Genomic DNA, 12,089 nt, shown 5'->3' on the forward strand with positions numbered 1-12,089 from the left:
GCTTACTCGACCTCGTCGATCCAGGCTTGCTGGATGGCTTCGAGGATCTTTTCGCCGCAATGTTTGGGGGCGTCGTTGAAACCGGGCAGCGCCATGACCCAGTCACGCAGATCGACGAAGTTGATCTTCAGCGGATCCTTGTCGGGATGGGCCTCGCTCAGCTCGATGGCGATATCGTTGATGTCGGTCCATTTCATTTGCGATGTCCCTCCTTCGCCATGTTGATGCTGTATTTCGGAATCTCGACCACCAGCGGCGTTGATTTGACGATGGCCTGGCAGCCCAGACGGGAATTCGGTTCCAGGCCCCAGGCCTTGTCCAGCATGTCCTCTTCGAGGTCTTCGGCCGGCTCCAGTGAGTTGAAGCCCTCACGCACGATGACGTGACAGGTCGTGCAGGCACACGACATCTCGCAGGCGTGCTCCAGCTCGATGTTGTTTTCCAGCAGGTTTTCGCAGATCGACGTGCCTTCCTTGGCTTCGATCACGGCGCCGTCCGGGCAGAGTTCCACGTGCGGCAATACGATGATCTGGGTCATGCGCCCTCTCCTTCTTCTTCGCCCATCTTGATGTCATCGACCTTGCGGCCGGACAGGACTTTTTTGATGCTCTGATCCATGCGACGATGGGCAAAGGCCTGGGTTTCGTAACCGAGGTCGTCCATGGCGATATTGATCAGGCGGCGGTTATCGCCCGCTGCGGTTTCGCGCAGCTTGGCGATGGTGTTGCGAATCTTCTCGATCTCGGCGGCATTGAGCAGATGCGAATCCTCGGCCAGCGCGGCCTCGGTCGCCTCGATCATGCGGTCGGCCTCGACCTGAGCTTCCTTCAGTGCGCGCGCCATGGCGTCGTCCTTGGCGTGCTCCATCGAATCCTTCAACATGTCGGCGATCTCGTCGTCGGACAGGCCGTAGGATGGCTTGACGGTGATGCTCGACTCGACGCCCGTCGTCTGCTCACGCGCCGTGACCGACAGCAAACCGTCGGCATCGACCTGGAAAGTCACGCGGATGCGCGCCGCACCGGCCACCATCGGCGGAATGCCACGCAGTTCGAAGCGCGCCAGCGAACGGCAGTCGCTGATCAACTCACGCTCGCCCTGCACGACGTGGATCGCCATCGCAGTCTGGCCATCCTTGTAGGTGGTGAATTCCTGGGCACGGGCAGTCGGAATGGTCGAATTGCGCGGAATAACCTTCTCGGTCAGGCCGCCCATGGTTTCCAGGCCGAGCGACAGCGGAATGACGTCGAGCAGCAGCCAGTCATCCTTGCCCGTCTTGTTGCCGGCCAGCAGGTTGGCCTGGGTGGCCGCGCCAAGCGCGACGACCTTGTCCGGATCGAGATTGGTCAGCGGTTCCTGGCGGAAAAAGTCGCCGACCGCCTTTTGCACCTGCGGCATGCGCGTCGCACCGCCGACCATGACCACGCCCTTGATGTCCTCGGCCCGCAAACCCGCATCGCGCAAGGCCTTCTTTACCGGCTGTAGCGTCTTGGAAATCAGCGTCTGCGTGATGTTGGCGAAGGTGGCGACGTCGAGCTTGACGTCGATGATCTCGCCGGTCGCCAGACGCAGCACAATGGGCGCTTCCGGGTTCTGGGTGAGGAATTCCTTGGCTTCACGGCAACGCATCATCAGGCGACGCGCGTCTTCCGGCGACAGCGGCTGCAACTTGGCCTGCTCGATGACCCAGCAGTAGATGCGATGGTCGAAATCGTCGCCGCCCAGCGCCGAATCGCCGCCGGTGGCCATGACCTCGAAGACGCCCTTGGTCAGCTTCAGAATGGAAATATCGAAGGTACCGCCACCCAGGTCGTACACCGCATAAACGCCCTCGGCCGCGTTGTCGAGGCCGTAGGCGATGGCCGCAGCCGTCGGTTCGTTGAGCAGGCGCAGCACGTTGAGGCCGGCCAGACGGGCGGCATCCTTGGTGGCCTGACGCTGTGCATCGTCAAAATACGCCGGCACGGTGATCACCGCGCCCACCAGATCGCCGCCGAGCGCGGCTTCAGCGCGCAGCTTCAGCGACTTGAGGATTTCAGCCGAGACTTCGACCGGGCTCTTGATGCCGGCGTGCGTCTTCAGCTTGACCATGCCCGGCGCTTCGATGAAGTCGTAAGGCATGGACTCGACGTGGGCGATGTCCTTGGTGCCACGGCCCATGAAGCGCTTGACCGAGACGATGGTGTTCTTGGGATCGACCGCCTGGTTCTTCTGCGCGTCGTAGCCGACCTCCGTGCTGCCATCGGCGTGATAGCGCACGACGGAAGGCAGCAGCGGGCGTCCCTGCTCATCGTTCAGGCAAACGGCCAGGCCGCTACGTACCGTGGCGACCAGCGAGTTGGTCGTGCCGAGGTCGATGCCGATGGCCAGCTTGTGTTCGTGGGGTGCTGCGGATTCGCCCGGTTCGGCGATTTGAAACAGAGCCATTGTTATTCTTCCAGCGACGCCAGTGCGTCGTCGATTTCGTACAAGAGTTTGTCGAGGAACATCAGGCGACGCACCAGATCGGTCGCCGCCGCGTAATCCTGTTTTTCGTCGAGCAAGGCGGCCAGTTCGTCGAAGCGCCCGACCATGTCGCTACGCAGGCGGTTATGCAGGCGCTCCAGTTCGTGATGATCGCCGCCGCCACGGGCTTCCATGACTGCCTCGCGCCATTCCATCTGTTCCATCAGGAACTCGGCCGGCATGGCGGTGTTGTTCTCGGCCTGCAGGTCGTGCCCGGCCAGATGCAACAGATACTTTGCCCGCTCCAGCGGCTTCTTCAAGGTCTGGTAAGCCTCGTTCGCCCGTGTCGCCCACTGCATCGACATGCGCCGCTCGGCTTCGGAGGCATGGGCGAAACGATCCGGATGCACCTGCGCCTGCACATCGCGATAGCGCGAATCCAGCTCGGACAGGTTCAGGCGGAAAATCTTCGGCAGTTCGAACAGGGAAAAGAAATCAGTGCTTAGATCCACCTCAAACCTCACAAACGCACAAACCGGACAGTTCAGGATGCGACTACTTCAAAGCGAAGGCGGGGCAAGGCAAACCCCGCGCAGACAGTACGAATAGTACGGCAAGCGGGGTTTAACGCCACCCCGCCGAGCCGCCTGCTACACGTTGAAGGATTCGCCGCAGCCGCACTGATCCTTGACGTTCGGGTTGTTGAATTTGAACCCTTCGTTCAGGCCTTCGCGGGCGAAGTCCAGCTCCATCCCGTCCAGGTAAGGCAGGCTCTTCGGATCGACGAAGACCTTGACGCCATTGCTTTCGAAAACGATGTCGTCTTCAGCCGTTTCGTCGACGAACTCCAGCTTGTAGGCCATGCCGGAACAGCCACTGGTCCGCACCCCGAGACGCAGACCGATGCCCTTACCGCGCTTGGTCAGGAAATTGGTGACGTGCTTAGCCGCCGTATCGCTCAAGGTGATGGCCATGCTTATTCTCCGTGCTTTTTCTTGTAATCGGCCACAGCCGCCTTGATGGCGTCCTCGGCCAGGATCGAGCAGTGAATTTTAACCGGGGGCAGCGCCAATTCTTCGGCGATCTCGGTATTTTTGATCTCCAGCGCCTGATCGACGGTCTTGCCCTTGACCCATTCGGTCACCAGCGACGATGAGGCAATGGCCGAGCCGCAACCGTAGGTCTTGAACTTGGCGTCCTCGATGACGCCTTCCTTGTTCACCTTGATCTGCAACTTCATCACGTCGCCACAAGCTGGTGCGCCGACCATGCCGGTACCGACCCCGGAATCTTCCTTGTCGAAGGAGCCGACATTGCGAGGATTCTCATAGTGATCAATGACTTTTACGCTATAGCTCATGTTATTTCTCCGTTAATTCCTGGGATATTTCGTCTTCTTATGCAATCAGTGTGCCGCCCACTGGACGGTGCTCAGGTCGACACCTTCCTGGACCATTTCCCACAGCGGCGACATTTCACGTAGTTTGCCAACTTTCGACTTCAACACATTGATTGCATGATCAATTTCTTCTTCCGTCGTGAAGCGACCGATGGAGAAACGAATGGAGCTGTGCGCCAGCTCATCATCGCGACCCAGCGCACGCAACACGTAGGACGGCTCCAGGCTGGCCGAGGTACAGGCCGAACCGGACGACACCGCCAGATCCTTGATCGCCATGATCATCGACTCGCCTTCGACATAGGCGAAGCTGATGTTCAGGTTGTGGGCAACGCGGTGCTCCATGTCGCCGTTCACGTAGGTCGCCTGCATGTCCTTCAGGCCGTTCAGCAGGCGGTCGCGCAGGGCCTTGATGTGGGCGTTTTCCTGGACCATTTCTTCCTTGGCCAGACGGAAGGCTTCGCCCATGCCAACGATCTGGTGCGTGGCCAGCGTGCCGGAGCGGAAACCGCGCTCGTGGCCGCCACCGTGCATCTGTGCCTCGAGGCGAATACGCGGCTTGCGACGCACGTACAGCGCGCCAATACCCTTCGGGCCGTAGGTCTTGTGGGCTGAGAAGCTCATCAGGTCGACCTTCAGCTTGGCCAGGTCAATCTCGACCTTGCCGGTGGCCTGCGCCGCATCGACGTGGAAGATGACGCCCTTCTCGCGGCAGATTTCGCCCAGTTGCTCGATCGGTTGAATGACGCCGATTTCGTTATTGACGAACATTACCGAGGCCAGCACGGTATCCGGACGAATCGCCGCCTTGAAGGCTTCGAGGTCGATCAGGCCGTTTTCCTGCACGTCGAGGTAGGTGGCCTCGAAACCCTGGCGCTCCATTTCGCGCACGGTGTCGAGCACGGCCTTGTGCTCGGTCTTCACCGTGATGATGTGCTTGCCCTTGGTGCCGGCGTAGAAATTGGCCGCCCCCTTGATGGCGAGGTTATTGGACTCGGTCGCGCCGGAGGTCCAGACGATTTCCTTCGGATCGGCATTGACCAGCGCAGCCACCTGCTCGCGCGCTTCCTCGACCGCCGCTTCCGCCTCCCAGCCGAAGCTGTGGGAGCGCGAAGCCGGGTTGCCGAACTTCTCGCACAGGTAGGGAATCATTTTTTCCGCAACGCGCGGGTCCACCGGGGTCGTGGCCGAGTAATCCAGATAGATGGGGAGTTTCATCGTCTATTCTCGCTCTGTCGGGTTGTTCAGACGGCAACCGCCGTCAGTCCCTGCAGGCGTCCGACGGTCACCTGCAAGGCATTGATGAATTGATCGATCTCGGCTTCGCTGTTGGCGGCACCAAGGCTGACACGCACTGCGCCGCGGCCGATCTCGGGCGCCACGCCCATCGCCTGCAACACATGCGAAGGCTCCGGGTTGGCGCTGGAACAGGCCGCGCCACTGGCGACGGCAAAACCTTCGCGATCCAGCTTGCCGACCAGGGTTTCGCCGTCGATATCCTTGAAGGCGAAGTAGCTGGTGTTCGGCAGACGTTCAGCCTCTCCGCCGAAGATCGTCGCGCCCAAGGCCACCAGACCGCGCTCCAGACGCTCACGCAATCGCAGCAGGCGTGCGGGCACTTCGGCAACGCGTTGCGCCGCAAGTTCCGCAGCAATGCCGAATCCGACGATGGCCGGGACGTTTTCGGTGCCCGAGCGCAGGCCACGCTCATGGCCGCCGCCGGCAATCAGCGGCTGCAATTCGACGCGCTTGTCGAGCACCAGCGCCGCCGCGCCCTTCGGCCCATAAGCCTTGTGCGCCGAGAGCGTCATGGCATGCACGCCGCTTGCAATCAACGCACGAAAATCGAGCGCCAGCTTGCCGAGCGCCTGCACGGCATCGGTATGGAACCAGGCGCCGCTGCCTTTGGCGGCCGAGGCCAGCGCCGGAACATCCTGGATCACGCCGGTTTCGTTATTGGCCAGCATGATGGAAATCAGCTTCGGCTTGCCCAGCAACAGCTCGGCGTAGTCTTCGGTTTTTACCTTTCCGGCACTGTCCACCGCAGCATGCCGCACTTCCCAGCCCAAACGGGCCAGTTGCGCCGCTGGCTTGATCACGCAAGGATGCTCGATGGCGCTGACGGCAAGCAGGCCGGGTTTCAGGCAGGCGGCCGCGCCTTTCAGGAACAGGTTGTTTGATTCGCTGCCGCCGCTGGTGAACACCACCTCGGTCGGATGCGCATTGACCGCCGCCGCGACACGCTGGCGCGCCTCGTCGATGGCCAGCCGCGAACGGCGGCCGTATTCGTGACGGCTCGACGCATTGCCGCACTGGCCTTCGAGCCAGGGCAGCATGGCCGCCAGCACCGCCGGATCGAGCGGCGTCGTGGCGTTATGGTCGAGGTAGGCCGGCTGGAACATGATGATCAGGCGAGCGCTGCCGCCTTCTCGCGGGTTGCACGACGCGGATGCGGACCAAGCGGACGCTTGTCGGACAGCACGGCTTCGCCACGCGCCGCAGCCTTCTGCTTTTCGCGGCCGACCAGATCGGCCATGCTGACCGAGGCCAGATACTCGAACATCTTGGAATTAAGCGTCGACCACAGGTCGTGCGTCATGCAGCGATGTGCTTCGTGGCAGTTTTCTTCGCCGCCGCACTGTGTGGCATCGAGCTGCTCATCGACGGCGCGGATGATGTCGGCCACCGACAATTTCTCCAGCGGTTTGGCGATGCAATAGCCGCCGCCCGGGCCGCGCACACTTTCCACCAGCTTGTGGCGGCGCAGCTTGCCGAACAACTGCTCAAGGTAAGACAGAGAAATGCTCTGCCGCTCGGCGATGCTGGCCAGCGCAATCGGACCTTCCTCGCCACGCAGCGCCAAATCCATCATCGCCGTCACAGCGAAACGTCCTTTGGTGGTCAAACGCATCTCGATCTCCCGTTAATAACCTAGCGTTATGGTCAACTATATATAAACCAGAGAAAATTAGTCAACTATTTTGCTCAGGTATTGCGGATCGAAGGCATCGGCGGGCTGCACTTCCTGGTCGCACTTGACGCCCTGCGCTTCCAGTTCCTTCAGCAGCATGGCCAGGCGGCGGTCGGTTTCCGCCGCGTGGTCGAGCAGGCCGTGGATGGCCTTGGCCAGCGGATCGTCCTGATCGCGCGCCACGGCATAGGCCGAGAAGCCCATCTTCTCCGCCTGCGCTTCGCGCTCGCGGCTCTGCTGATCGATGATGCGCGCCGGATTGCCGACGGCGGTCGCGCCAGCCGGCACTGGCTTGGTCACCACCGCATTGGAGCCGACCTTGGCGCCAGCCGAAATGACGATCGGCCCGAGCACCTTGGCACCCGCACCGACCACCACGCCGTTCTCCAGCGTCGGATGGCGCTTGCCCTTGTTCCAGGAAGTGCCGCCCAAGGTCACGCCGTGGTAGAGCGTCACGTCATCGTGAATTTCGGCGGTCTCACCGATCACCACGCCCATGCCGTGGTCGATGAAGAAACGGCGGCCAATGGTGGCGCCCGGATGAATCTCGATGCCGGTCAGCATGCGCGAGACATGCGCCGTGAAGCGCGCCAGCCAGCGCAGGCGATGGCCCCACAACCAGTGGGCGATGCGGTGCATGATCAGGGCGTGGATGCCCGGATAACAGGTCAGGACTTCCCAGAACGAGCGGGCGGCGGGATCGCGGTCGAAAACCGCGCGGATATCCTCTCGCAGGTGCCGGAACATGAGGCCTGATCTCCACAAAGATTAAAGGGCGATTCTAAAATACTCGACTGAATTTGTCAGCTATTTCGCGAAAAAGTGCCCGTTTTCGGTGCATCCGAGGCCAACAACAGCCCGTATAATTCCGCCCCAAGGGAAATCAAACACAAAAAATCATGAGCGCACTGCATCAGGAACTGAAGGCCTTCATCATCGAAACGATGAATCTGGAGGACATGAGCCCCGCCGATATCGGCGACGACACCTTGCTCTTCGCCGAAGACGGCCTTGGCCTCGACTCGATCGACGCGCTGGAACTGGTGCTGGCCCTGAAAAAACAATACGGCGTCGTGCTCGAAGCCAACGACGAAGCCGCCCGCGCCCACCTGCGCTCGGTCGCCACGCTGGCCGCGCTGATCGAAGCCAAGCGCGCCTGACCACCAGGCCTCAGGTTTCACCGCTTATTTCTATGACTGCGGTGCACCGGCAAAAATAGCCAAAAACCAAAGCCGCCCGGATCTTCCGAGCGGTTTTTTTGTGACCAAAAAATTCACTAGACGACCGGTCTAATTGATGGCATAGTCGCTTCCCATGAACGCACGTCACGACAACACCCGCCAGCACATTCTCGAAACCGGCCAGCGCATCATCGTCGGCAAGGGCTTCGCGAGCGTCGGGCTCAACGAAATCCTGACTTCGGCCGGCGTGCCGAAGGGGTCGTTCTATCACTACTTCGAATCCAAGGAACAATACGGTCAGGCTCTGTTGCAGGATTACTTCGACCGCTACCTGGCCGATCTAGACGCCCTGTTCGCCACCGAAGCCGACTCCGCCCATGAACGCCTGATGCGCTACTGGCAACGCTGGGTCGACAAGCAACTCGATACCTGTTGCGAGCAGAAATGCATGGTCGTCAAACTGGCCGGCGAAGTGGCCGATCTGTCGGACGCCATGCGCGTCACGCTACGCGACGGCACGGACCAGATCGTCCAGCGCATCGCCCGGCTGATCGAGGCCGGCGTCAGCGATGGTTCCATTCCGGCGCTCGATCCGGCGGCCACCGCGCAAACGCTTTACCAGATGTGGCTGGGCGCCAGCCTGCTCGGCAAGCTGCACCGCAATTCCGACGCGCTCGACAACGCCATGCAATTCACGCAAAAGCTGCTGACCCGCTGAATTCCAACCAGGCCGCCCACCCGCGGCCAATTTTTAACGCCATTTAATAGACGACCGGTCTAATTTTTAGCAAATAACCAAGAAGGAGCAACCATGAGCACCCTGTTCGACCCGATCAAGATTGGCGACATTGCCCTCTCCAACCGCATCGTGATGGCCCCGCTGACGCGCAACCGCGCCGTCGAGGGCAACAAGCCCGGCCCGCTGACCGTCGAGTACTACCGCCAACGCGCCACGGCCGGCCTGATCATCGCCGAAGCCAGCCCGATCAGCCCGATGGCTCAGGGCTACCTCGACACCCCGGGCATCTGGTCGGCCGAACAGGTTGATGCCTGGAAGGCCGTCACGGCCGCCGTACATGCCGAAGGCGGCAAGATCGTGTTGCAGCTTTGGCACGTCGGCCGCATTTCGCACACCTCGCTGCTACCCGATGGCGCTGCGCCGGTCTCTTCGACCGACCGCGTTGCCGAAGCCGCCACCTTCACCAAGGAAGGCTTCATCCCGGTGTCCAAGCCACGCGCCCTGCGCGATGACGAAATCCCCGGCCTAATCGAGGATTACCGCCGCGCCGCGCGCAATGCCATCGAGGCCGGCTTCGACGGCGTCGAAATCCACGCCGCCAACACCTACCTGATCGAGCAGTTCCTGCGCGACAGCGTCAATGATCGCAGCGGCCCCTACGGCGGTAGCATCGAGAACCGCGCCCGCCTGCTACTCGACGTCGTCCGCGCCATCACCGGCGAAATCGGCGCCGGCCGCACCGGCATCCGCCTCAGCCCGATGACCACCTTCACCGCCCCGCGCGACAGCAACCCGCAGGCGCTCTACGGCTATGTCGTCGAGCAGCTGGCTCCCTTCGGCCTGGCCTACCTGCACGTGATCGAAGGCGAAACCGGTGGCACCCGCACGCCAGATGCCCCGGCCTTCGACTACGCCGCCCTGCACCGCGCCTTCAAGGGTCCGTGGATGGTCAATAACGGCTACGACCGCGACCTGGCCATGCAGACCGTGGCCAGCGGCCAAGCCGATCTGATCGCCTTCGGCCGCCCGTTCATCAGCACGCCGGACCTCGTCCGTCGCCTGAAGGAAGGTGCCGCGCTCAACGAACTGCGTGCCGACAAGCTGTACGGCGGCGGCGCCGAGGGCTATACGGATTATTCGACGTTGGCTTGAGCGGTTTTAGTGATTTTCCAAGGCCAGCAACCCCCTCCCCAGCCCTCCCCTTCACAGGGGAGGGAGCGTTTAAGCTACCGCTGTGCGGCTCCTCCCCTGACAAGGGGAGGTTGGGAGGGGTTTGCAGCCTCGGTCAAACCCATTTCCGCCCACCCCATCCGCCAAAGTAAAAATAACAACCCCAAACCACGGCCTTCAACGAGGTTGTGGCCAAACAGAGAACGCCATGAACAACACCCGCCGCTGGCTGCCAGCCATCGCCCTCGCCGTGCTATCGCTGACCTGGGGCTACACCTGGGTGCTGGCCAAGCAGGGCCTGCACTACGCCCCGCCTTTCGCCTTTGCGGCCGAACGCTGCGTCGGCGGCGCGCTGGCGTTGCTCATCGCCCTCAAGCTGATGGGCAAGCCGCTCAAGCTGGTGGCGCCCGGCCAGACGCTGGCCATCGGTTTGACCCAGGTCGCCGGCTTCATGATCTTCCAGACCTGGGCGCTGGTCGAAGGCGGCCCCGGCAAGACGGCGGTGCTCATTTTCACCATGCCGATCTGGACCCTGCTGCTCGCCTGGCCGCTGCTCGGCGAGCGCATCCGCGGCAAGCAGTGGCTGGCCGCCGCCAGCACCCTCACCGGTCTGCTGATGATCATCGAACCGTGGGACATGCACGCCAGCCTGTTCAGCAAGTTCCTCGGCGTCATGGCCGCGCTGTGCTGGGCGAGCGGCACCATCCTGATCAAGCGCCTGCGCTCGACCACGCCGGTCGACCTGCTGACGCTGACTGCCTGGCAGATGGTCCTCGGCGCCGTGCCGCTGGTCGGGCTGAGCTTCGTCGTGCCGGAACACGCCACCGAATGGTCGCTGCCCTACATGGGCATCCTCGCCTTCATGTCCATCGCCAGCACCGCCATGTGCTGGTGGCTGTGGATTTACATCCTCGACCGCGTGCCGGCCTGGGAGGCCAGCCTGTCCGTGCTCGGCACGCCGGTCGTCGCCATCCTGTCGTCGCGCCTGACTTTCGGTGAAGAGTTCAAGACCACCGAAATCGCCGGCATCCTGCTCATCGGTGGTGGCCTTGCCCTGCTCTCGCTGTTGAGTTGGGCGGCCAGCAAGAAGAACCCGGTGCCCGCCAAGACCCCCACGGAGGCCGCATGAATCCGCTCAATCGTCTCAAGCTTTCCATGCTCGACCTCGTTGCCGTACGCGAAGGCGGCAGCGTGGCCGAGGCTCTGGCCATTTCGCTGGCCACCGCCCGCCATGTCGAACAGCTCGGTTTCGAGCGCTACTGGCTGGCCGAGCACCACAACATGCCGGGCATCGCCAGCTCCGCCACCGCCGTGCTGGTCGGCCACATCGCCGGCGGCACCGAGCGCATCCGCGTCGGCTCCGGCGGCATCATGCTGCCCAACCATGCGCCGCTGGTCGTTGCCGAAGCCTTCGGCACGCTGGCCGAACTGTATCCGGGGCGCATCGACCTCGGCCTCGGCCGCGCGCCGGGCACCGACGCCACCACCATGCGCGCCCTGCGCCGTGATCGCATCGAGACCGAAGCCGATTTCCCACGCGAAGTGGCCGAGTTGCAGCGCCTGCTCGGCCCAGCCCAGCCCGGCCAGGCGGTCGTCGCCGTGCCTGGCACCGGCACCGAAGTGCCGATCTGGCTACTCGGCTCCAGCCTCTTCTCCGCCCGCCTCGCCGCCGAGCGCGGCCTGCCCTACGCCTTTGCCTCACACTTCGCGCCGGCCATGCTGCTGCAGGCCATCGACCTCTACCGCCGCCTATTCCAGCCTTCGGCCAAGCTCGCCCAGCCTTACGTCATCATCGGCGTGCCGGTGGTTGCCGCGCCGACCGACGACGAAGCCGAACTCCTGGCCACCAGCATCTTCCAGCGCGTACTCGGCATCCTGCGCGGCGACCGCCGCCCCTTGCCGCCGCCGCAAGCCGGTTTTCTCGAAGCGCAGCATCCGCACGAACGCTCGGCCATCGCCGATTTTCTCGGCGCGGCGGTGATCGGCGGGCCGGAGCGCGTGCGCGAAGGTTTGCTCGATCTGCAAAAAGCCACGCAGGCCGACGAATTCATGTTCGTTTGCGATGTCTACGACCCAACCCTGCGCCTGCGCTCGCTCGACATCGTCAATAGCGCTTGCCGCACTGCCTGACACACCAAGCCAAGCCGGCTATCCTTGAACCTATGCCGAAGCGTCATTCCCGCG

At 62.6% G+C, this 12,089-nt stretch carries 15 protein-coding genes; 5 read left to right on the forward strand and 10 right to left on the reverse strand.

Features of this window, described 5'->3' with window-relative positions:
• Positions 1-2: 2 nt before the first annotated feature.
• The 10 genes from iscX to cysE form a co-directional block, all read right to left on the reverse strand.
• Positions 3-197, reverse strand: coding sequence for a Fe-S cluster assembly protein IscX (gene iscX / locus WIF35_RS03940; protein WP_412480268.1), 195 nt, complete (start codon positions 195-197; stop codon positions 3-5).
• Complete coding sequence (gene fdx, locus WIF35_RS03945; RefSeq protein WP_412480269.1) at positions 194-538, reverse strand: ISC system 2Fe-2S type ferredoxin; 345 nt, start codon at positions 536-538, stop codon at positions 194-196. The genes iscX and fdx overlap by 4 nt, the downstream gene beginning before the upstream one ends.
• Positions 535-2,427, reverse strand: coding sequence for a Fe-S protein assembly chaperone HscA (gene hscA / locus WIF35_RS03950; RefSeq protein ID WP_412480270.1), 1,893 nt, complete (start codon positions 2,425-2,427; stop codon positions 535-537). Before hscA ends, fdx begins: the two co-directional genes overlap by 4 nt.
• 2 nt (positions 2,428-2,429) lie before the next feature.
• Positions 2,430-2,957, reverse strand: coding sequence for a Fe-S protein assembly co-chaperone HscB (gene hscB / locus WIF35_RS03955; RefSeq protein WP_412480271.1), 528 nt, complete (start codon positions 2,955-2,957; stop codon positions 2,430-2,432).
• A 138-nt stretch (positions 2,958-3,095) separates the two neighbouring features.
• A complete protein-coding gene (gene iscA, locus WIF35_RS03960) occupies positions 3,096-3,419 on the reverse strand; it encodes an iron-sulfur cluster assembly protein IscA (protein ID WP_412480272.1) in 324 nt (107 codons plus the stop codon).
• Positions 3,420-3,421: 2 nt separating this feature from the next.
• Complete coding sequence (gene iscU, locus WIF35_RS03965) at positions 3,422-3,805, reverse strand: Fe-S cluster assembly scaffold IscU (RefSeq protein ID WP_412480273.1); 384 nt, start codon at positions 3,803-3,805, stop codon at positions 3,422-3,424.
• A gap of 45 nt (positions 3,806-3,850) precedes the next feature.
• Positions 3,851-5,062 carry an IscS subfamily cysteine desulfurase gene (locus WIF35_RS03970; RefSeq protein ID WP_412480274.1) on the reverse strand — a complete coding sequence of 404 codons (1,212 nt, stop codon included), beginning with the start codon at positions 5,060-5,062 and terminating at the stop codon, positions 3,851-3,853.
• A 26-nt stretch (positions 5,063-5,088) separates the two neighbouring features.
• On the reverse strand, positions 5,089-6,246 hold the full coding sequence (locus WIF35_RS03975) for a cysteine desulfurase family protein (protein WP_412480275.1): 1,158 nt from the start codon (positions 6,244-6,246) through the stop codon (positions 5,089-5,091).
• A gap of 5 nt (positions 6,247-6,251) precedes the next feature.
• On the reverse strand, positions 6,252-6,755 hold the full coding sequence (locus WIF35_RS03980) for an Rrf2 family transcriptional regulator (protein ID WP_412480276.1): 504 nt from the start codon (positions 6,753-6,755) through the stop codon (positions 6,252-6,254).
• Positions 6,756-6,812: 57 nt separating this feature from the next.
• Positions 6,813-7,562, reverse strand: coding sequence for a serine O-acetyltransferase (gene cysE / locus WIF35_RS03985; protein ID WP_412480277.1), 750 nt, complete (start codon positions 7,560-7,562; stop codon positions 6,813-6,815).
• 152 nt (positions 7,563-7,714) lie between these two features.
• On the opposite strand from cysE, the gene WIF35_RS03990 reads away from it, so the two are divergent.
• The 5 genes from WIF35_RS03990 to WIF35_RS04010 all read left to right on the forward strand — a co-directional run bounded on the left by WIF35_RS03990 (position 7,715) and on the right by WIF35_RS04010 (position 12,035).
• Entirely contained in the window at positions 7,715-7,975 is a 261-nt protein-coding gene (locus WIF35_RS03990) for a phosphopantetheine-binding protein (RefSeq protein ID WP_412480278.1), read from the forward strand.
• 154 nt (positions 7,976-8,129) lie between these two features.
• Positions 8,130-8,714 (forward strand): TetR/AcrR family transcriptional regulator, encoded by a 585-nt coding sequence (locus tag WIF35_RS03995; protein WP_412480279.1) that lies wholly within the window; start codon positions 8,130-8,132, stop codon positions 8,712-8,714.
• 93 nt (positions 8,715-8,807) lie between these two features.
• A complete protein-coding gene (locus WIF35_RS04000; protein WP_412480280.1) occupies positions 8,808-9,887 on the forward strand; it encodes an alkene reductase in 1,080 nt (359 codons plus the stop codon).
• A 226-nt stretch (positions 9,888-10,113) separates the two neighbouring features.
• Entirely contained in the window at positions 10,114-11,034 is a 921-nt protein-coding gene (locus tag WIF35_RS04005) for a DMT family transporter (protein ID WP_412480281.1), read from the forward strand.
• Positions 11,031-12,035 (forward strand): LLM class flavin-dependent oxidoreductase, encoded by a 1,005-nt coding sequence (locus WIF35_RS04010; protein ID WP_412480282.1) that lies wholly within the window; start codon positions 11,031-11,033, stop codon positions 12,033-12,035. The genes WIF35_RS04005 and WIF35_RS04010 overlap by 4 nt, the downstream gene beginning before the upstream one ends.
• Positions 12,036-12,089: the final 54 nt, after the last annotated feature.

The sequence above is a fragment of the Azonexus sp. IMCC34839 genome, from assembly GCF_047047955.1.
Classification (GTDB): Bacteria; Pseudomonadota; Gammaproteobacteria; order Burkholderiales; family Rhodocyclaceae; genus Azonexus.